The organism is Paenibacillus profundus (assembly GCF_021369635.1).
Classification (GTDB): Bacteria; Bacillota; Bacilli; order Paenibacillales; family Paenibacillaceae; genus Paenibacillus_B; species Paenibacillus_B profundus.
This window is the reverse complement of record NZ_JAJNBZ010000003.1, coordinates 292374-313006: the sequence shown is the minus strand read 5'-3', so window position 1 is coordinate 313006 and position 20633 is coordinate 292374. Positions and strand designations below refer to the sequence as shown.

Below are 20633 nucleotides of genomic sequence, written 5' to 3'. Positions count from 1 at the left end.
CTCTTGAATAACGGTTGACCGGCAAGCCGCGTTAGCAGACTCGCTCCGGAAGCAAAGTACCTAATATACTGTAGGGAATCGAGAGCATTTAAGTCTGCACAATGATTCACGGCAGCTTAGAACTGGCTGGCTGCTCTGCTGCTGTAATTGGCTGTGATTTATCGCGCGTGGCGCGTGTGACATACATCACAGTACTATTATAGCGATTTGTACCAAGTTCGTCTTTAATATTGTTTCCAAGTTTGAGGCAAATTTAAGGCGAAATTATGGCGAACGCTTGAAGTGAGAAGCAGTCATTGACATCCAGAAAAGCTCGAATGTACGATGAATACGTTGTATATTCACAACAATTGGATTATGATTTTTTCAATCAAAAAGTTGACTGCTCCGTGATATAATACGGATAAATCACAGCTATAAGGAAGGCAAGGTGGAGAAGTCATGCAATATATGATAGGAATCGATCTAGGTGGAACGAACATCGTGTGCGGCCTCGTGAACGAGCGTTACGAGATGGTGGATAAGGTGAAGCGGCCGACGGAAGCAGCCCTCGGCGTTGATCACGTTTTGGATAAGATGGCCGATATGATTGATGAGCTGTTCGCGAAAACGGGGCTGGATCGCAGCCACTTGCTTGCTGTCGGAGCCGGCATTCCGGGATTTATTGATCCGGAGCGCGGTGTCAGCATCTTTGCATCCAATTTGAAGTGGCATGACGTGGACGTTGCCGGACGGTTGAGTGTCAAGGTTGGCGTACCTGTTTTTATAGATAATGATGTGCGCATGTATGTATATGGCGAAGCGATGAGCGGAGCAGGACGTGGAGCGGGTGTCGTGCACGGTGTGACCATCGGAACGGGGCTGGCAGCTGCTACCGTGGTGAACGGTGAATTGTATTACGGCAGCGGTTTCATGGCGGGCGAATTGGGACATGTAGCGATTGACGGCGAAACGACACCATGCGGCTGTGGACTTACGGGCTGCTTGGAGTCGGTCGTCTCCGCCACGGGCATCGTGCGCCAAGCGAAGCAAGCGCTGGAAGCGGGCCGAGACAGCATTCTGCGTGAGTCATACGAGCGCGGGGAACTGAGCGCCGCTCATGTCTCGCAAGCTTATGACGAAGGCGATGCGCTCGCTGTCGACATTTTGACCTATACTGGCCAAGTGCTTGGCAAAGGTTTGGCGTACTCCATCTCGCTCCTCAGTCCGGACGTTATCGTCATCGGAGGCGGCGGGGCACTGGCTGGAGAACGACTGTTCACATCGGTGCGCGATACGCTGCAGCGCTCGGTCTATTACGGTTATTTGGAGCGGTTGACGATCCGTCCAGGGGAGTTGATTGATGATGGCGGAGTGATCGGCAGCGCGGCTTTTGCGAAGAATCGGGCGGAAAAGTTGCGTCATGCAGCTGCCGGAGGCGCAATGTAAGCGAGCTGTTGAATACGTCCGGAGAACAAGAAAGGGGGAATGGCAGATGATGACGGAAGCCGATAAAGCAACGATGAAAATCGATAACTCGATAACGGCAGCCGGTATCTCCATAACGGAGCAGATGCTGCAGACACGCATCATAGCTATTTTTCGCGGCTTTACCGGAGAGGCGGCCGATCTTGCCGGTGAGGCGCTGGTGACAGGCGGCGTCCGCTTCATGGAAGTGACCATGAATACGGAAGGCGCTGCGAAGATCATCCACCGCTGGCGGGAACGGTTCGACGGTAGGGCATATATCGGCGCGGGAACAGTAACGGATCTTGATGAAGCCCGAGAGGCGTTCGCATGCGGAGCACAGTTTTTCATTTCTCCGAATTTGGACGAGGAGGTCATCTCCTTTGCGGCTGAGCGCGGTGTGGATGTGTGGCCTGGTGTGCTTACACCGACGGAAATCGTTCGTGCCTGGAAAGCTGGGGCGAAGGCGATCAAGCTGTTCCCGATCGGAACGCTTGGTCCGGATTATATTCGGGAAATCCGCGGTCCGCTGCAGCACATTCCTATCATTGCCACGGGCGGAGTGGACATGAACAACGTTGCGGATTACTTGAAGGCGGGTGCTTCTGCCTTCGGCCTGGGCTCCAAGCTGGTGCGTACCGACTATATTCAAGAAGGACAGTTCGAGCAGCTGGCGCAGCACGCCCAACGCTTTGTTCTAACCGTGCAGGAAAAAGCGCTGGAGAACGGGTAATTGCTATACGTTTATCTGACCATAGAAATTTTGCGCCTGGGAGCTTCGGATAACGCTGCTGCGAGTGAAGTATAATAGATAGACAATGAACGTGAGGCAATCATAAAAGAGAGGCGATATTAGTGGCTATGCTTTGGACATATGGTGTGGGTGCCCTGGCTCTCGTCAGCAGCGCAGCGGGTGGAGCTTGGGCGTTGGCGGTAAAGAGTCAGTCCCCACGGCAAATTCCGGTGAGCACCGAGCCCGAGCGTCCCTTTGATCGGGTAACGTTTGAAGGCTGCGCTACGCTTCAAGGCTGGTTCATCTGGGGAAAAGGGAATACGCCAGTCAAAAAGGCCCCGGTTATCATTGTTGCACATGGTTGGGGCTCCAATCGTGCGCGTGTGCTTCGTTATGCTTATCCGCTCACAGATGCGGGCTTTAATGTGCTCATGTATGATGTAACCAGTCACGGAGAGAGCGGATCGGTGAAGGCGCCATCCGCATTATTGTTCCGGGACGATTTGCTGGCTGCGGTGCGCTACGTGCGGAAGCGTCCGGATGTGGACGGCGAGCGCATCGGAGTGATTGGACATTCATTGGGCGGCTTCGGCGCTGTCTTGGCGTTGGATGAAGGGCTGGCCGTCCAGGCTGTCGTTACCGATTCAATGCCTTCCCGTCCGTTAACGATGGTTGCGGCAGAGCTGAAGCGGCATAAGCTGCCCACGTTTCCGCTTGCAACGGTCATACCGCGTATTTGGCTGTATCGTTCCCAGATTCCAACTGCCGTCTACGACGGTCTGGATCTGGCGAAAAGCTTGTCCGGCAATTATGCGCGCACAGAGGGAAGAGTACCGCTGCTGCTGGTCCATTCCCGCAACGACGGCTATATTCCTGCCAGCGATTTGGAAAATGTGCTGCAGCGGTTGTCTTATCATCAGCCGCATCTGTTTGTGGATACAGACGGCCATAGCAGTTCGGACAGAGACCCTGCGTTCTGGACGGAAGTGATGCCATTTTTGCGGCAGCATTTGAATCGCAACTCTTCATAATAGGCGCAAGACGAAGAATTTTATTTTCTTCCTCTTGTGCTTTTTTTTAGGCAAATGTCGCATGCATTCGCTATCAGTCGTCTTTTTCTCTACTCGATAACGGGTACACAAGGGCCATCCATCTTCTGAGAAATGCTCTCTTGCTGCCACAGCTTGTCGATCGTGATAGAAACGGAACGAAACATCCTCGATTATATCCACTCCATAACTAGACAGCATCTGCAAATTGCCTATGTTACGATTCGTACCAGCATAGGCGGGACAACACCGTCGAAGCGAAGGTGGTGATGCGGTTGTTCGATTTTAAGGCTCAGAACGGCATAAGGTACCCCCAAGAAATAGGCGAGTTGAAGCGCAAACGCTCTTGGTTATCCATGTTTCGCGTATTGTTTTTTGGCGGTATTACCGTAGGAATTATTACAGGCTTTGCTATATGGCCTACCGTCGAAGCTCAATCCTCTCAAGTGACGTTGCATGAAAACCAAGAGATGCGCGATTGGCTCAGTGAACGATTCACCTTACGCGAAACGATGTCTTCCTTCCGATATGATGGAAGTACGGATACACTGACGGACCAGGTCAGTAAAGCGTTGTCGGAAGCGCTCTATTCCGATCCGTTCATACGCTACAATGTCAGCAAATATTCATTCAAATGGAAGGGCGGCAGCGATTACGCCAATGTCACTGTGTATGTCGATTACCGTGAGACGTATACGCAATCGTTATATGTGCGAAATCAGGCGAAAGAGATCGTGGCTAACATCACGAACAGTAACGACTCTCCACACGTAAAAGTGAAAGCGATTCACGATTATATTGTGAGCAATGTAGCCTATGACGAGGCAATGACGAAATTCACCGCCTACGAGGCGCTGACCGAAGGGAAGACGGTATGTCAAGGCTATGCGCTGCTCATGCAGGCGATGTTCGAAGAAGCCGATATTCCGAGCATCATAGTCGAAGGAGAAGCGGGCGGCATGCTCCACGCGTGGAATATGGTTCAGTTGGATGGCAAGTGGTATCACATCGATGCAACGTGGGATGATCCGTTGCCTGACCGGGGCGCACAAGTCAGGTACACGTATTATTTGCGTACTGATGCGGAAATGCGTATGGATCATTCGTGGAAATCGGACAATATTCCGCAGGTGGTTGAGCCGTATGAACAAGCTTTGCTGCAGATGCATCAGAGCGATGACGAGGGATTGAAGCAATTGGCAGTTCAGCTGGAAAAGGTATGGAGCGCAGACGTGCTCCTGCCGGACAGAGCGATACGGGATGTGGCGGATTTGACGGATCGCTTCCTGGCGGCTAGACAATCTGGACGCGACCGCTTCCAAATCCGGTATACGGGGAGCGAACTGCAGCTTCGCTCCGATCTGCATGATATGCTGGATGCGGCTGGTCTGTCCGCTCCGCTAGAGTATCGCGTGTCCTCCTTACAAGACAGTGACGACCTGATTGTGGAGATTCAAATGCCGGAATAACTTATCTTATAGCAATGGACAGGCCTTGCCCATTACGCAGATGCGTGGGACAAGGCCTGTTGCTGTTGTGTCTGGCGATTATCACATCTCATTCCTGTTCAAGGTAGCGCCGGTCCTTCAGGAACAGCCTCCAGAACAGGATGAACACCGGGATAAGCAGGATGGTGCTCACAATGTATCCGATAAGCAGTGAACGGAAGATGGCGGGGTTCGTGAAGCCAGCCTCCAGCGTAAGCTGCGGGTAGATGATATAGGGCAAGTGCGCCCTGCCGTAGGCGAAGCTCGCTAATGCATACTGCACGGCGACGAAAATAACGGCCAAGCGCGTGCTGCCGATGAAGCCACCCCTGCGCTTGATGAACAAGCAGCCATATCCGATGCCGAAGGCGGCGGCCGACAGCAGGAACCACAGCCACTGCTCCCGGAAGCGGGCGATTATCCATGAAGCCTCAGGCAGCATCGTGAACGTGACGCCAAGCGCTGCGATAAGGCTGAGCGGCCCAAAAATGACGGCTAAGCGGCGGTATGTTCTATAGGTAGTCATGTCCCGGGCTTCCCGGGCATAGTCGGCTAGGAACAGCGCAGAGAAGAACAGTTCCGTGGCGTAGCCGAATGCCAAATGCGCATACAGCGTCGGACTGGTCAGCAGCTTGCCGTAATTCAGCGCTAGCGTGCCGTCTGGCGCTTCCGTTACGATCCCGCCCAAAGTCACCGCCAGCACCGCAACGAGTAGGCCGGGAATCAACAGCCCCGTGATGCCGGAAATGATGCGCAGCGCACGATCATAGGAATGCACGGAGTAGCTGAATACCATGAAGGCGCTGCGAAGCGTAAGCAAGATGAGCACCAGGCAGACGGGAACCAAGAGCAGCGAGGCTAGCGAGAACGTCGCCCGCGGGAAGAATCCGACCAGCGCGACGACGAACAGCACTAGAAACGTATTCGTAATTTTCCACGATGGGGATAGGAAGCGATTCGCCAAGCCCGCGGCTTTTGTGTCTCCATCTGCACTCCTCCGCCCGAAGATCATTGCCCAGAATCCCGCTCCGAAATCAACCGAACCGAGGAGCGAATAAATAAACAGGAAGATCCACAGTACCGTAATCGCAATCGTGGCGTCGCTCATGAGAATGCCCCCTTAGTGTCATTCGCATCTTCCGCATGCTCGATCAAATCGGCGGAGACGGGATGACGCTTGAAGTAATGGCGCATGACCAGCGAAGTCATAATTAAGAGCACGACATAGATGGTGACGAATAGCAAGAACAACGTGCCCATGCTGTCGCTCTTCAGGGCAGCATCCGTCGTGCGCTGCACGCGGTAGATTGTCCATGGCTGCCTTGCTGAGCAGCTGAAAATCCAGCCGATTTCGATGCCCAGCATAGACAAGGGGCCAGTCCACACGAAGAGGTGCATCAACCAGCGCGGGAACGGCCGCGGTGATTTGCGGGTGAAGGCGCGCCACATGACGACTGCGAACGAGAGGCCAAGCAATCCGAATCCGATGAGCACCATAAGATTGAACAAGGTGTGGACGAACAGCGGCGGCCAGTCTTCCCTTGGAATCTCGTTCAATCCTTTCACTTCAGTATCGAACGAATTCGCGGCAAGGAAGCTGAGCATGCCGGGAATTTCGATGCCATACTTAATGGTCTGCGTCTCGGGATCGGGAATTCCTCCAATGACGAGCGGAGCATGTGTCGTCGTCTGAAACAGCCCCTCCGCTGCCGCAAGCTTCTCCGGGTTGTGCTTATGCAGGGATTGGGCGGTCGCATGCCCATTCATGGCTGTTATGAGCGACATGACTAAGCCGATGACGAGCCCGAGCATTAGGCCTTTGCGGTGATAGGCCGCTTCGCGCTCGTCTTGCCGATGTTTGAGCAGCATAACGGCGGCTGAAGTGACGATGAAGAACGCTCCGGTCATGTAGCCGGTTGTCAACACATGCTGGGCAGACGTGAAGAAGGACGGATTGAAGACGGCGGCCCAAGGGTCGACATCGGTAATCTGGCCGTCCACGAGCTTGAAGCCGGTCGGCGTGTTCATCCACGCTTGGGCATCGGTAATAAGCACTGCCGAGGCGCTGGCACCTACCATGACGAAGAACACGCTTAAGATGCGCATGCCGGAAGACAGGCGATCGGCGGCATACAAGTAAATGGCCATGAACAGCGCCTCGAAGAAGAAAGCCCAGATTTCGACTTGAAACGGGACGGCGATCACTTGTCCTACGATTTCCATAAATCCGGGCCACAAGAGGGCGAGCATGACGCCTACGATCGTGCCGGATGGAATCGCGACGCCGAGCAGAATACCGAGCGCTTTCGTCCAGCGCCGTGCGAGCACGGCATAGTCCCGGTCTTTCTTGCGCCAGTACATAATTTCGGCGAACACAATCATAAGGGGCAGTCCTACCCCTAATGTGGCAAATAAAATATGAAAGGCCATGGAGGTGCCGAATAAGGCACGGGCCATTGTTACGGGATCCATACATCCACCTCTTTGCTTCGGGATAGGGTTCGGCTCGGACGTTAGTGTATGGAAGGATGTTGACTAATATACATGATTAACCAATTATTCACGAATTTAGCTTTTGAGTTGTCCGCATGGACTACATTAGTTGCGCACGGGAAGGACATATAGCTTACATTGCTTCTATAACCAGGTGTCTAAATCATCAACGGGAGCACGCGAGGCTACACAAGAAGGACATAGAACTGGCCGAAGTGATGAGGGCAGCTGCAGCTAAAGAGTGGAGCAGAACTGATGAGATCGCATGCAGCTCGAGAGTGGAGCAGAACGGATGAGAGTAAATGCGGCTCGAGAGTAGAAGCAAGGAGTAGAACCGATTAAATCAAATGCAGCTCGAGTGTAGAACAGAACAGTGAGAGCAACTGCAGCTCGAGAGTGGAACAGAACGGATGAGAGCAATTGCAGCTTGAGAGTAGAAGCAAGGAGTAAAACCGATTAAATCAAATGCAGCTCGAGTGTAGAACAGAACAGTGAGAGCAGAGGCAGAGCAAGAGTAGAACAGAATGGATGAGAGCAATTGCAGCTTGAGAGTAGAAGCAAGGAGTAAAACCGATTAAATCAAATGCAGCTCGAGTGTAGAACAGAACAGTGAGAGCAGAGGCAGAGCAAGAGTAGAACAGAATGGATGAGAGCAATTGCAACTTAAGAGTAGAAACAAGGAGTAGTACCGAGTAAGAATTTGGGCCAAGATTTATGCAGTTCTGATGCAGAACTGAGGGAGTGCTAATCATGACTTCGGGCAGATCTGAACGAGTGCTGGAACAGAACTGACAAAGATCTGACAAAGATCTGACAAAGATCTGGAACCTAGTATGATGCAGAGCTGTTTCACAAGCTAATGCCAAGTATATGCAAAACTTATGTAGAACCGCTTATCGAAGCTGATGCCAAGTCGATACATAACTGCTGCAGTGGTGCGTAGAAGTCGATTCCAACGGATTCAACTGAATTAAAGAATGGTGCAGAGTAGTTACAAAAGTGGATATAGAATCATATAAAGCGGACACAGTTACGTAAATAATAAGTTTACTTTTCCATGGAAAAAAGCTTCATAGCGCCTGTCGAGTAGTAGGCTGCTTCCGTCTGCTATTCTTGTTGCCTGCTATTTTCATTGGAAAATGTACAGTGGATTTTATTGATTAGTGAGAAGAATAAGCGTTCTATTGGAAAACATCCAATGGATTCTTCATATTTCCGATAAAGAGCGCTTTATCTCTGAAATCTACTGTACATAATCCAACGTAAGCCCACCTCATCTGTCTATTTTTCATATTCCATTGGACATAATCCAATGGTGGAGGGGGGAGCCGCTGCGGTTGGACGAATAGGCTTCGAAGAGAGCACGAAGCAAGATTGAGACGCTGTATGGACGAACTCGATCTGCTAGTACAGATCATGAGTACACACTGCAGACTAATGCGAAGCACAATCGTGACGGTTTGTGAGAAAAAGCGCCTGTTAGTAGAAATATGCGTACACGAAAAAGGTGTGACACACAGCATGTGCGACCGTGCCGCGTGTGCTGACCACAAAACATGTGCGACCGTGCAGCATGTGCGACCACACTGCATGTGCTGAACACACTGAAAGCGAATGCGCCACTAACGCACACGCTCCACGCGTGACGCCATGCCGTCCTGCACAGCCGCTACATAGCGGTTATAACGGAACTATTGCGAGCTGAGAGTGCACCGTTTGGGCGGATTACAGCAATTTCGCTTGAAGCTTGCCGCTAATAGCTTTTCATTGAAAGTTTGCCGCAAATAAAAAAGCCCGCACCCGACTTGCCACGCTGCCTATGGCATGGCGCGCAACGGGTCTGGTGCGGACTCGCTTCATGATGAGGAAGCTCCTTATTTATGGTCGAATTTGCATTCCTCAAGTGGAATGACCTTCGTGCGGTGCTTCCATTTATAACCGAGCCATATTGCTAAGAAGAGCGGCAGCCCGATGTATGTCATGAGAAGACCTTTCCAATCAATCGTATGGCCGATAAACGCTTGATAGTTCTGACCGAGAATAACGATCATACAAAGCGTAAATGCGAATACTGGTCCGAACGGGAAAAAGCGGGCTCTGTAAGGCAGCTCCTTCAGATCGTGGCCTTGCTTGACGAAGGCGCGCCGGAAGCGGTAATGGCTGACGGCAATGCCGAGCCAAGCGATGAAGCCGCACATGCCGGACGCGTTCAGGAGCCACAAGTAGACGACACCGTCTCCGAAGAAGCTGGCGAGAAAGGCGAGCATCCCGACGGCAGTTGTCAAGAGCAGCGCATTGATTGGAATGCCGCGCTTGTTCAGCTTCGCGAGGAACTTCGGCGCCTTGCCTTCCTTCGCCAGCACCCACAGCACGCGCGTGGACGCATACATGCCGGAGTTGCCGGCTGAGAGCACGGACGAGAGAATGACGGCATTCATGACCGCCGCCGCGAAGGCGAAGCCAGCTCTCTCGAACACAAGTGTGAACGGGCTCGTGTTAATATTGTTCAAATCGCTGGCAAGCAAGCTCGGGTGCGTATACGGAATAATTAACGCAATGACGAAAATCGCCAAGACGTAAAAGAGCAATATACGCCAAAACACCTGACGGATGGCGCGCGGAACGCTCTCACGCGGGTTCTCGCTCTCTCCAGCTGCGACGCCGACGAGTTCCGTCCCTTGGAACGAGTAACCTGCCGCCATAAAGACGCCGAGAATGGCGAAAAATCCGCCGTGGAACGGCGCGTCACCAACATGGAAATTTTCAAAGCCGATGCGCTCGCTGCCCAAGATGCCGAAAATCATTAAAATACCGACGACGAGGAAGATGATGACGGTCGTAATTTTTATAATGGCGAACCAATACTCCGATTCTCCGTATCCTTTGACGGATAAAAAATTCAATAGAAAAATGATGCTCAAGAACAATAAGCTCCATATAAACGAATTGCTCTCGGGATACCAATATTTAATAATAAGCGTTGCTGCGACCAACTCGGATGCGATCGTAATCGCCCAGTTGAACCAGAAGTTCCAGCCGAGCGCGAATCCGAAAGCCGGATCGACGTAACGGGTGGCATACGTGCTGAACGAGCCGGAATCTGGCATATATGTAGCCAACTCCCCCAAGCTCGTCATTAGGAAGTACACCATAATGCCAACGGAAATATACGCGACGAGCGCGCCCCCCGGACCTGCTTGGGCTATAGCGCCACCGCTCGCGAGAAACAATCCGGTACCGATCGAGCCCCCAAGCGCGATCATTGTCAGATGGCGCGTCTTCAGACTTCTGCGCAGCTGCTGTTGATTTTGTTCTTGACTCATGACGTCCGCTTTCACTCCTTTGGTATCTTTGTGTAGTATAGCCGGAAAGGAGGAGAGAACAACAAAAAAACCGTTGAAGCGTATAACGTTCAAACGGTTAGGCCGCTAGGCCGTCCCCTCATCATACCCTTCCAAAGATAGCGCATCATGCGAGGATGGGTAATCTCCGCATGACAGTGCAGCGCCTTTCGGCGACAGCCCCAACCCACGCCCTGGAAGCGGGCAGCGTGAACTTCGGCGACTGTTCCTTTCTCTTCGCTTCATCGGCGCTTCCCGCCTTGACGAAGATACTAATAACAATCGCAACCTCTACCTCATCATGGATAGGATGAGGATTTTTTGCACTATGAAGATGACTAGCATCATTGTTACAATATATCTATTAAGTATAGAGAAAGCAATCAGTCCAATCAATATCAAATATTGCTAATCGTATGACAATGCTAGGAACAAGAATGAAAAGGAGAACTGCCTATGCGTCAAGGATGGAATGGAAACGGGATGCGAATCAATGAACGGCAAGGAACGCCGAAACGAGTGGAGGTGAAGGACGTATCACTTAAGCGGATATGGGCGCTGTTCCGGAGCTATTGGCCCCGCTTGGCACTGATTATACTGTTAGCGCTAACGGCCGCCGTCATCGGTCTGCTGCCACCGCTTGTGATGCAGCGGATTATTGATGAAGCGATACCGGATAAAAATACGCATCAATTGCTTACTTTGGCAGTGTGGCTCGTCGGACTGCCGCTTGTAAGCGGCATGCTCGGGGTGCTGCAAAGCCACTTGAATACGCAGGTGACGCAAAGTATTATGGCGGATCTGCGGCAAGGACTGTTCCGCAACCTTCAGCGGCAATCCGTGGGCTTCTTTACGGCCTCTCGTTCAGGCGAAGTGATTCAGCGCGTCACCGATGACGTCGCAGCCATTCAGAATGTGGTCACGAACGTCGCGGTTTCGTCGCTTACACAAGTCGTCATCGTATTGACGACGATCGGCATCTTGTTCACGCTCGATTGGAAGCTTGCCTTAATTGCGATATTTATATTGCCATTATCGATGATTCCCGTACGCAAAGTATCGCGTTACCGCAAGCAGCTCCGTGTCAATACGCAGAAGGTGCGCGCCGATATGTCCTCACAGCTTGGCGAAGTGTTCGGCGTATCGGGGGCGATGCTCACACGCATCTTCGGGCGCGAGAAAGCGCAGGAAGCAAGATTCGCGGAGCAAAATCGCCAGGTGCAGAACCTGGAAGTTCGGCTTAACTTAGTCGGCCGCTGGTTCTTCATGTTCGTGTCGACGCTAGGTCCGCTCGGGACGGCAGTTATCTATATGTATGGCGGTTACGCGGTCATTAACGGCTCAATGACGATTGGGGCGATTGTCGCATTTGCGGCTTATTTATCCCGGCTGTATCAGCCGTTCGGCACCTTGCTGAATTTGCATGTGGAAGTGGTGACCGCGCTGGGGGTATTTCAGCGCATATTCGACTATTTGGATATGGAGCCGGATGTGACGGATCAGCCGAAGGCCGCAGAGCTGTCAGCGGTGCAGGGAGAGATACAATTCCAACATGTCAGCTTCAGCTACGGAGACGGCGGCGAAGTGCTGTATGATGTCACGTTCCATGCTTCGCCTGGCGAAGTGGTGGCGCTGGTCGGGCCGAGCGGGGCTGGAAAATCGACGCTCATCAATCTGATCGGACGCCTGTATGACGTGACGGAAGGGTCCGTGCTTATCGACGGTCATGACGTACGGGAAGTAACGATGGCATCGCTTAGGGCGCAAGTGGCGTATGTAACACAGGAATCATTCCTATTCCATGCTTCCGTGGCTGATAATCTGCGCTTCGCGAAGGAGGGGGCATCGCAGGAAGAATTGGAGGAAGCTTGCCGCAAAGCATATATTCATGACATGATTATGAGCTTGCCGCAGGGCTACGACACGATCGTAGGGGAACGAGGTCATCGGTTATCCGGCGGAGAGCGTCAACGTCTGTCGATTGCGCGTGCCGTTCTGAAAAATCCGCGAGTCTTAATTCTGGATGAAGCAACCTCACATCTCGATTCAGAGTCCGAAGCGTATGTGCAAGTCGCGTTGGCGGAATTGATGCATGGACGAACGACGGTCGTCATTGCGCACCGCTTGTCGACCATTCTGGCGGCCGAGCAGATTCTCGTGCTTGAAGAGGGCCGCATCGTGGAGCGGGGACGCCACGAGCAGCTGCTGCAGCAAGATGGCTTGTACGCTGCGCTGTACCATACCCAGTTCAAGGACCTGGACGCAGATATGTACACGGACACGGACGAATTGCGAATGCAGCAGCATATGGATACAGAGCCATCATTGAAAACGTACTGAAGAAGAGCGGCATTCCATGGCCGCTCTTTTGTTGTCAGTAAGGAATGTTTAAGCAGCTCGGTGAGGCGCCAAAACGAAGAATTGATAAAAAACGGGGATAGAAGAAGTGTTTCGCCTTGAATCGTCACGTCACCTTTCCCGAAAAAGGTGTGCCCAGTTTCATTTCTTGCCTCACTCCTCCTTTCACACAGAATGGCAGCCTCCTCTTCCCTTTGAAACGTTAATATGTTGCCAGGCGTCCGTACAATGGCCCTTAGCCTCATTCTCCCATACAATCAGGAAGAAAAATATGGAGTTAAGGTACATGCCGTTTCGTATAGATACCATGCCATGAAGCGGCCGAACGTGATGGCAGTGACCCAGAGTTGGCATTGGACTGCCGCCTCCTGAATGATGGGGAGAATGAAGCAAAGAGGATGATGAAGCGAATCATCGTCAATCTGATCGTGCCATTGCATAAACGAATCATTTCGTTAGTGATGCAGAGTCACAGAGTCAATGCTTTACTATTTGACAGATGGTACATTAACGACAAACAAAATCTGACTCTAAACTCGGGCGCTCATCTTCTGATAGAGGTTCTCTAATGCCCATCCATGAATTCTTTATCCAATCTTTAGAAAATATTTGATAATGCACAGAGTAATTCCCATCATTTTACTACAATTGCATATGCCGTGATGATAGAATGAAAAGGTAAATATATCCTTCACAAAATATTTGAAAAGATGAAAGGGGATACAATGTGGTAAAAAAGAAGAGGATGTCTTTATTGCTGATTATGGTACTTATTGGAACGCTGTTATCAGCGTGCGGTGGTTCTAACACCGCGACGAATCCACCCAAAGAAGAACCGACACCGTCAGAGAATACATCACAGACGGAACCAGCGAAGGAAAACACAACAAAGACGCCGAAAGACGGGGGAACCCTTACAATGGGCACCTTCTCAGACATCGTGACTGTCAACCCCGTGTTTCAGAGCGACACCTCTTCGGGAGACGTATCCAAGCTTATATTAGCGCAATTGTATAATCTCGATCGCGAAGCCAATGTCGTAGCGGAGCCATGGTCGCTTGCTGCAGAACCACCTCAGATTAGCGAAGATGGCAAGACGTATACCGTCAAGCTGAAGCCGGAGGCGAAGTGGACCGATGGCACGCCGGTTACGGCAGATGACATCATCTTCACCATTAATGCCACCCGCAATCCGGAAGTCGGATCGCCGGGAATAAGCGCATACGATAAGGTGGACTCCATCGAGAAGGTCGACGAACATACCGCTAAGATTCAACTGAAACAAGTCTATGCACCATTCATATACTCCCTTATCCTCACACTTGCTCCTAGTCATATACTCAAAGATGTGCCACCTAAGGAATTGAAGCAGCACGCATACGGAACGGATCCGGCCAAGACTGTAACGAATGGTCCATGGAAGTGGTCCGAATGGAAGCAGAAGCAGCATATAAGCGTCGATGCAGACCCGAATTATTGGGGAGCCAAGAAGCCTCATATTGCAAAAGTCATCTATAAAATATATGCCGATCAAAATACAGAGGTTCAGGCGCTCATCAAAGGTGATGTCGACACGGTATCAGCCATCCCTGTTACGCAATTGGCGGCAGTAGAGAAGCGGGATAACCTCCGTGTCGTTCTGGCGCCGGGCCCAAGTTATGAGTATCTGGGCTTTAACTTCGATCCGAAGAACTTCCCGGACAACTTCAGTCTGTTCGAGGGCCAGAAGACGAGACAGGCAATCGCTCATGCGTTGAACCGTCTAGGCATGGTCGATAACGTGTTGAAAGGGACTGGCAAGCTCATGAACGCCCCGTTCCTGCCTGGTTCATGGGCGGACCCGGGTGAAGCGGCCGTCAACTATAACTATGATGCAGAGAAGGCGAAGCAATTGCTGGCGGAAGACGGTTGGACGCTTGGATCCGACGGCATTCTGACCAAGGACGGCAAACGTTTCTCCTTCGAGCTGCAGTATAACGCCGGCAACAGCCGTCGTGAACAGATCTCTTCCATTGTGCAGCAAAATTTGAAGGATGTCGGCATTGAAGTGAAGACGAAGGGCATCGACTTCGCCGCTTGGGTCGATCAGCATTTGAACACGGGCAAATACCAAGCCATCTTGATGGCATGGTCATTGACTGATCCAGATCCGAACGGAGAAAGCACGTTCTCTTCGAAATATTATCCTCCTGCCGGTCAGAACAGCGGCTGGTATAAGAATGAGAAGCTGGATGAATTGTGGGTAAAGGGCTATTCCGTAGTTGAACAGAGCGAGCGCAAGAAGATTTACGAGGAAGTAGGCAAAGAAATCTCCACCGATCTTCCTTACATTTTCATGTACCAGTATGGCACGCCGCAAGGAATCGGGCCGCGAGTCAACTTCGCCGAGGAAGATAAGCCGGAGCCGTCGCTCGCTTACGGATACATGTACCGCATGATTAATTGGTGGGTTGAATGACGTAACGGATACAGCTAAACAACACCGGTGAAGGGGAAGGGGAGCTTGCCCCTTCCCCTTCAAGCTTAGGAGGATAATAAATGACCGAATATTTAATCCGGCGGATACTGCAGTCCGTACTGGTGCTCTTTCTCGTATCCATTATTACGTTTGTGCTCATTCATGCGGCTCCAGGCGGGCCTACGCAAGTGTTTCTGTCACCGGGACTGTCGCAGGAGGCAGCGCAGATCCAAGCGAAGAATCTTGGCTTGGACCAGCCAATACCGGTCCAATATATGCGCTGGATGGGCAGTCTGCTGCAGGGCGATTTGGGACATACGTTCAAGAACAATCTCCCGGTAGGGGAGATCTTATGGCCGACTATGCAAAATACGCTCATTCTCATGAGCGTTGCATGGTTGTTCTCGCTTTTGATAGCGATTCCATGGGGCATATACAATAGTACCGTTGAATACGGACTCTCTGATCAGACCGCCTCATTCATTTCTTATCTTGGTTTCGCCATGCCTACATTCTGGTTCGGGATACTGCTGCAGGAACTGTTCGCACTAGAGTTAGACCTGCTTCCGCTGTCCGATATGTATACGATGGGCAAGGAAGGTCAGATCGGGGATTTATTTATGCACTTGATTTTGCCCGTTACGGTGTTGACGCTAGGTTTCTTGGCTTCCTATGTGAAGTTCTCCCGTTCAAGCATGCTGGAGGTGCTTAATCAGGATTATATCCGCACGGCCAGATCCAAGGGCATGAAAGAGAAACGAGTCATTTATAGACATGCCTTGCGCAATGCGATGATTCCGATCGTCACCATCCTCGGCTCGGATTTGGCCATTCTCGTGTCCGGAGCGGCCATAACGGAAAATGTGTTCAACTGGCCGGGCATGGGACGTCTCTTCGTGGAAATGGCCTTGGCGCGGGAATACTCGGTATTGATGGCCATTACGCTCATTACGGCCGTTATCGTCATCATCGGCAACCTGCTGGCTGACATTCTGTATGCGCTCATCGATCCCCGGGTTCAGTTGGCGCGCAAGGGAGGGGCATCGGCATGAGTGTAACGAAGCTGCAAAGGAAGCGACACAAGCCCACTCCTGGTTCCGAACCGAAGTTAGAGCCGCCTGTAGAACGATTGTCGGATAAACCGATTGGGATTTGGAAGACGGCATTCAAAAAATTCATGAGCAATCCGTTTGCCGTAGTTGGGCTTGTCGTCCTGCTGTTCTTTATTATTATTGCTTTATTTGCCCGTGTCATCGCACCATTCGATCCGGCTGCCATAGACTTGATCAATGCGAATTTGCCTGCCGGCAGTGAAAAGCACTTGTTCGGAACGGATGAATTGGGCAGGGATGTGCTGTCGCGCTTAATATACAGCAGTCAAGTCTCGCTTCTCGTCGGTTTTTCCGTCGCCATCATTACTGTTGTGATCGGTTCGTTAATTGGCGCTGTGTCTGGCTACTTCGGAGGATGGATCGACACGTTTTTCATGCGTCTAGTAGACGTCATGTACTCCGTGCCGACTTTGTTTCTCAACATTCTTGTGCTGTCCATATTCGGTTCCAAGTTCAGCTACATGATATTTATTATGGCCTCTACCAGTTGGATGGGGACGGCACGCCTCGTACGGGGCAACTTCCTGCAGTTGAGGGAAATGCAGTACGTGGAAGCCGCCAAGGCGATTGGCGTGTCCAGCTGGGGAATTATCGGAAGACATCTGCTTCGCAACACGACCGCGCCGATTATCGTCAGCGCGACGCTGATGGTGGGCGGTGCAATTCTTGCCGAATCGGCATTGTCTTATCTCGGCCTGGGGGTGCAGGCGCCCGAAACGAGCTGGGGACTGATGCTTAGCAGCGCTCAGGAATTCATGCTGGTCGATCCGTTGCAGGCGATCTATCCGGGATTATGCATCCTGATTGTCGTGTTGGCCGTCAACTTCATCGGTGATGGCATACGGGACGCTTTCGACCCAAGCAAAAAAGTGAGAATACCCCGGAGGAGGTTGCAGGAATGGCGGAAAAACTTCTCGAAATCCGGAATCTGACTTCGGGCTTTGTGACGGAGCAAGGAATCGCCAAAGCGACTGACCGGATTACGCTTTCCGTAGAGAAAGGGAAGACCCTTTGCATCGTGGGAGAGTCCGGCAGCGGCAAAAGCGTTGCATCCCTCTCGATCATGCGGTTGGTAGACTATGCCGGCGGTGCGATTTTTGAAGGCAGCATTGGTTTTAGCGGCGAAGAATTGGCTTCTATGAGTCAAAAAGAAATGATCCGCATTCGCGGCAACCGGATTGCGATGATCTTCCAGGATCCGATGTCTGCGCTCAATCCGGTGTTCTCGGTCGGCGATCAGATCGCGGAGAGCTTGCGGCTGCATCGCGGGGTGAGTCGCAAAGAGGCGTGGCGGCAAGCTGTCGATATGCTCCGCATGGTCGGCATTCCCGACCCGGAATTAAGGGCCAAGCAGTATCCGCACGAGTTGTCCGGCGGCATGCGGCAGCGGGTCGTCATCGCGATGGCGCTCATATGCAAGCCCGAGCTTCTTATCGCGGACGAACCAACTACGGCCCTGGACGTCACCGTACAGGCCCAAATTCTTGATCTGCTGCAGCGCTTGCAGCAGGAACTGGGCATGGCCATTGTGCTAATCACCCACGATATGGGCGTAGCCGCCGAGATGGCTGACCGCATCGCGGTCATGTATGCTGGCAAGATCGTTGAGGAGGGCACGGTAGGGGAAATATTCGATCATCCGAGCCATCCGTATACCATCGGACTGCTGAAGTCCATTCCCGGATTGGAAGGAGCGCGCGGAGAAGAATTGTACACGATACCCGGCACCATTCCGGGAATCAATCAATTGCCGTCGGGCTGCCGTTTTCACCCGCGCTGCGCGAAGGCAGAGGAGAAGTGCCGGCAAGCGGAGCCTTTGCTCCGTGAATTCAGACCGGATCACCAAGCGGCCTGCTGGTTGTATGATTCCGGCGGCGGACTTGGCGGAGATGACAAGGAATCCGAGGTGAAGCGCGCATGAATGAATCCTATTTTATCGATATTCGCCACTTGAAAAAGTACTTTCCGATTAAGACAGGGCTGTTCAATCGGGTCGTCGGTCATGTGAAGGCGGTTGACGATATTACGTTAGGTATATACGAGGGCGAGACGTTCGGACTAGTGGGCGAATCCGGCTGCGGCAAGTCGACGCTCGGCAGAGTCGTCCTTCATTTGCAGAGGGCGACGAGCGGGGAGGTCTTCTTTGACGGGAAAAATGTACAAGCCATGAATTCTCAGCAACTGCGGCGGCTGCGGCAGGATATGCAAATTATTTTTCAAGATCCGTTCGGATCTTTGAACCCGCGCTTTCAAGTCCGTGACATTATCGGAGAGCCCTTGCGTGTCCATCAGCGCGCATCAGCCAATGATATAGATAAGAAGGTCGTCGAATTAATGGAGCTGGTCGGACTGGATGCGTCCAGACGCAACCGCTATCCGCATGAATTCTCTGGCGGACAGCGCCAACGTATCGGCATCGCCCGGGCGATTGCCCTGAATCCGCGCTTCATCGTAGCGGACGAAGCCGTCTCCGCCCTGGATGTCTCGGTTCAATCGCAAGTGCTGAACCTGCTTATGAAGCTGCAGAAGGAACTCGGGCTGACGTTCTTGTTCATCGCCCACGGTCTGAATGTGGTCCGGCACATCTCCGATCGCGTAGGGGTCATGTACTTGGGCAAACTGGTCGAGGTAGCGCGTACGGAGGAGCTGTTCGCGAATCCGCTACACCCTTATACGGCAGCGCTGCTGTCTGCAATCCCGAGGCCAACTCCGCATCGGAAGAAGGAACGAATCGTACTGCAGGGAGACGTGCCTTCACCGGCGAATCCACCGTCCGGCTGCCGCTTCCATCCGCGCTGCTCATTTGCGCAGGAGCAGTGCCGGAAGGTAGCGCCGGAACTGCAAATCGTATCGTCCGACAGACAAGTAGCTTGCCACTTTCCACTGGAGTATAGTGAAATGAAGGTTCTGATACATTAACAGACAACAGCCCCTCTTTCGATGCCGGAAGAGGGGCTGTTCGTTAGCAGGGTTAATGAGCCGCCTGCCGCATAAACCGTGGGAATTGCAGCATTGCGATAAGCAGAGCGACGACAGCAAAAGCAAGCAGTATAAGCACGTTGAGCCATATATCCTGCAAGTGAGCGCCATGCAGAATAACACTCTTCAAGCCTTGCTGCGCCCAATATTGGGGGGTGAAATGGCCGATGGTCTGCATGAATTTCGGCATCATTTCCGTGGGGAACCATAGTCCGCCGATGACGGCTCCGCCCATTGCAATGAGCTGGGTGAATGCGATGCCTTGATTCTCGCTCTTCGCAAAGACCGACAAGGCAAGCCCCAATCCAGTGACGCAAAAGGCCAGCGCCAGAATGATAATAATGACGGACAACATGTCACCGAGCTCCAGGCCATATACGAAGTGTCCGAAGGAAAGCAGGACTGCGCATTGAAAGACGACGACGAGCAGATATGGAATCCACATGCCGATGAGATAGCTGAGCGGACGCATCGGCGTGCTGGAGAGTCTTGCTGTCATTCCAGTATCTTTGTCGGAGATGAAGCGGCGAGTCATCGAAATAATGACGAAGAAGACGAACATCACCGTGTAGCCCGGCACGACTTGGCTGATCATATCGAAAGGTATTACATTTTCGGTCTTCTCCGCAACGTGAATCGGCGGCGTGAGAACCTGCTTCAGCTTCGCCTCATTCATGCCCGATGACGCCAGGGCTTGCGCAATGTTCGCATCCCGGTAGCTGCCAGCGATATTGTGCAGCACGGCTTGAATCGGAGCTACGGAGGAGTTGGCCGTTTCATCCCGATACAGTGTTACTTCAGCTGGACCGGTGCCCGATTGCAAGTTCGCTTCGAATCCTTGCGGCAGAACGAGCAACGCGGACAGTTTGCCGTCGCGGATGCTGGCGATCTGCTTCTCTAGCGAGAGCGTAGAGTCGGTCTTCAATTCGAATCCGTCTATACGCTCGATCGACTGCAGCAGCTCCTTGGACGCCGCGGTATGATCCATGTCAAGATATTGTACTTTGATAGTTGAACTGCCGGCGCTGCCGAAGACGGATGCGAACAAGACGATGAATAGAATCGGCAGAACGAGCAGCCAGAAGAAGGTGCCTTTTTCTTTCAACAACAATCGGATTTCTTTGCGAGCTATGCTTTTAATCACGATACAATCCTCCTAAACATTTCGGGTGTTTGC

General features: G+C 52.1%; 14 protein-coding genes and 1 riboswitch. Of the genes, 10 read left to right on the top strand and 4 right to left on the bottom strand.

Annotated features, from left to right (window positions below):
- The first annotated feature begins 441 nt into the window (after window positions 1-441).
- The 4 genes from LQV63_RS06660 (at window position 442) to LQV63_RS06645 (ending at window position 4697) form a co-directional block, all read left to right on the top strand.
- On the top strand, window positions 442-1428 hold the full coding sequence (locus LQV63_RS06660) for an ROK family protein (RefSeq protein WP_233696110.1): 987 nt from the start codon (window positions 442-444) through the stop codon (window positions 1426-1428).
- 46 nt (window positions 1429-1474) lie between these two features.
- Entirely contained in the window at window positions 1475-2179 is a 705-nt protein-coding gene (locus LQV63_RS06655; protein ID WP_233696109.1) for a bifunctional 4-hydroxy-2-oxoglutarate aldolase/2-dehydro-3-deoxy-phosphogluconate aldolase, read from the top strand.
- A gap of 128 nt (window positions 2180-2307) precedes the next feature.
- Complete coding sequence (locus LQV63_RS06650; RefSeq protein WP_233696212.1) at window positions 2308-3210, top strand: alpha/beta hydrolase; 903 nt, start codon at window positions 2308-2310, stop codon at window positions 3208-3210.
- Window positions 3211-3503: 293 nt separating this feature from the next.
- On the top strand, window positions 3504-4697 hold the full coding sequence (locus LQV63_RS06645; RefSeq protein ID WP_233696108.1) for a transglutaminase domain-containing protein: 1194 nt from the start codon (window positions 3504-3506) through the stop codon (window positions 4695-4697).
- 88 nt (window positions 4698-4785) lie between these two features.
- Here LQV63_RS06645 and LQV63_RS06640 read toward each other — a convergent pair whose 3' ends face one another.
- From LQV63_RS06640 to LQV63_RS06630, 3 genes are all read right to left on the bottom strand, one after another.
- On the bottom strand, window positions 4786-5823 hold the full coding sequence (locus tag LQV63_RS06640; RefSeq protein ID WP_233696107.1) for a cytochrome d ubiquinol oxidase subunit II: 1038 nt from the start codon (window positions 5821-5823) through the stop codon (window positions 4786-4788).
- Entirely contained in the window at window positions 5820-7187 is a 1368-nt protein-coding gene (locus LQV63_RS06635; RefSeq protein ID WP_019423531.1) for a cytochrome ubiquinol oxidase subunit I, read from the bottom strand. The genes LQV63_RS06640 and LQV63_RS06635 overlap by 4 nt, the downstream gene beginning before the upstream one ends.
- 1895 nt (window positions 7188-9082) lie before the next feature.
- A complete protein-coding gene (locus LQV63_RS06630; protein WP_019419241.1) occupies window positions 9083-10531 on the bottom strand; it encodes an amino acid permease in 1449 nt (482 codons plus the stop codon).
- Window positions 10532-10661: 130 nt separating this feature from the next.
- Window positions 10662-10851, bottom strand: a riboswitch (Lysine riboswitch).
- Between the two features lie 154 nt (window positions 10852-11005).
- Between LQV63_RS06630 and LQV63_RS06620 the strand changes: the two genes are divergently transcribed.
- From LQV63_RS06620 to LQV63_RS06595, 6 genes are all read left to right on the top strand, one after another.
- Window positions 11006-12889: an ABC transporter ATP-binding protein gene (locus tag LQV63_RS06620; protein WP_233696105.1), complete on the top strand. Its 1884-nt coding sequence runs from the start codon at window positions 11006-11008 to the stop codon at window positions 12887-12889.
- A 763-nt stretch (window positions 12890-13652) separates the two neighbouring features.
- Window positions 13653-15365: an ABC transporter substrate-binding protein gene (locus LQV63_RS06615; RefSeq protein WP_233696211.1), complete on the top strand. Its 1713-nt coding sequence runs from the start codon at window positions 13653-13655 to the stop codon at window positions 15363-15365.
- Between the two features lie 80 nt (window positions 15366-15445).
- Complete coding sequence (locus LQV63_RS06610) at window positions 15446-16417, top strand: ABC transporter permease (RefSeq protein ID WP_019419236.1); 972 nt, start codon at window positions 15446-15448, stop codon at window positions 16415-16417.
- Window positions 16414-17409 carry an ABC transporter permease gene (locus LQV63_RS06605; RefSeq protein WP_019419235.1) on the top strand — a complete coding sequence of 332 codons (996 nt, stop codon included), beginning with the start codon at window positions 16414-16416 and terminating at the stop codon, window positions 17407-17409. The genes LQV63_RS06610 and LQV63_RS06605 overlap by 4 nt, the downstream gene beginning before the upstream one ends.
- A complete protein-coding gene (locus tag LQV63_RS06600) occupies window positions 17376-18398 on the top strand; it encodes an ABC transporter ATP-binding protein (RefSeq protein ID WP_019419234.1) in 1023 nt (340 codons plus the stop codon). The genes LQV63_RS06605 and LQV63_RS06600 overlap by 34 nt, the downstream gene beginning before the upstream one ends.
- Window positions 18395-19396: an ABC transporter ATP-binding protein gene (locus tag LQV63_RS06595; RefSeq protein WP_019419233.1), complete on the top strand. Its 1002-nt coding sequence runs from the start codon at window positions 18395-18397 to the stop codon at window positions 19394-19396. The genes LQV63_RS06600 and LQV63_RS06595 overlap by 4 nt, the downstream gene beginning before the upstream one ends.
- Before the next feature lie 52 nt (window positions 19397-19448).
- Here the strand turns inward: LQV63_RS06595 and LQV63_RS06590 are convergent, their stop codons facing one another.
- The gene (locus LQV63_RS06590; RefSeq protein ID WP_233696104.1) at window positions 19449-20600 is read right to left on the bottom strand and encodes an ABC transporter permease; all 1152 of its coding nucleotides are present in this window, start codon (window positions 20598-20600) and stop codon (window positions 19449-19451) included.
- Between the last annotated feature and the right edge of the window lie 33 nt (window positions 20601-20633).

Bases quoted from the DNA above. Each gene is read 5' to 3' on its own strand.
- LQV63_RS06605 (WP_019419235.1), top strand. From the start codon at position 16,414: ATGAGTGTAACGAAGCTGCAAAGGAAGCGACACAAGCCCACTCCTGGT.
- LQV63_RS06660 (WP_233696110.1), top strand. From the start codon at position 442: ATGCAATATATGATAGGAATCGATCTAGGTGGAACGAACATCGTGTGC.
- LQV63_RS06635 (WP_019423531.1), bottom strand. From the start codon at position 7,187: ATGGATCCCGTAACAATGGCCCGTGCCTTATTCGGCACCTCCATGGCC.
- LQV63_RS06630 (WP_019419241.1), bottom strand. From the start codon at position 10,531: ATGAGTCAAGAACAAAATCAACAGCAGCTGCGCAGAAGTCTGAAGACG.
- LQV63_RS06640 (WP_233696107.1), bottom strand. From the start codon at position 5,823: ATGAGCGACGCCACGATTGCGATTACGGTACTGTGGATCTTCCTGTTT.
- LQV63_RS06595 (WP_019419233.1), top strand. From the start codon at position 18,395: ATGAATGAATCCTATTTTATCGATATTCGCCACTTGAAAAAGTACTTT.
- LQV63_RS06655 (WP_233696109.1), top strand. From the start codon at position 1,475: ATGATGACGGAAGCCGATAAAGCAACGATGAAAATCGATAACTCGATA.
- LQV63_RS06615 (WP_233696211.1), top strand. From the start codon at position 13,653: ATGTCTTTATTGCTGATTATGGTACTTATTGGAACGCTGTTATCAGCG.
- LQV63_RS06620 (WP_233696105.1), top strand. From the start codon at position 11,006: ATGCGTCAAGGATGGAATGGAAACGGGATGCGAATCAATGAACGGCAA.
- LQV63_RS06600 (WP_019419234.1), top strand. From the start codon at position 17,376: ATGGCGGAAAAACTTCTCGAAATCCGGAATCTGACTTCGGGCTTTGTG.
- LQV63_RS06650 (WP_233696212.1), top strand. From the start codon at position 2,308: ATGCTTTGGACATATGGTGTGGGTGCCCTGGCTCTCGTCAGCAGCGCA.
- LQV63_RS06610 (WP_019419236.1), top strand. From the start codon at position 15,446: ATGACCGAATATTTAATCCGGCGGATACTGCAGTCCGTACTGGTGCTC.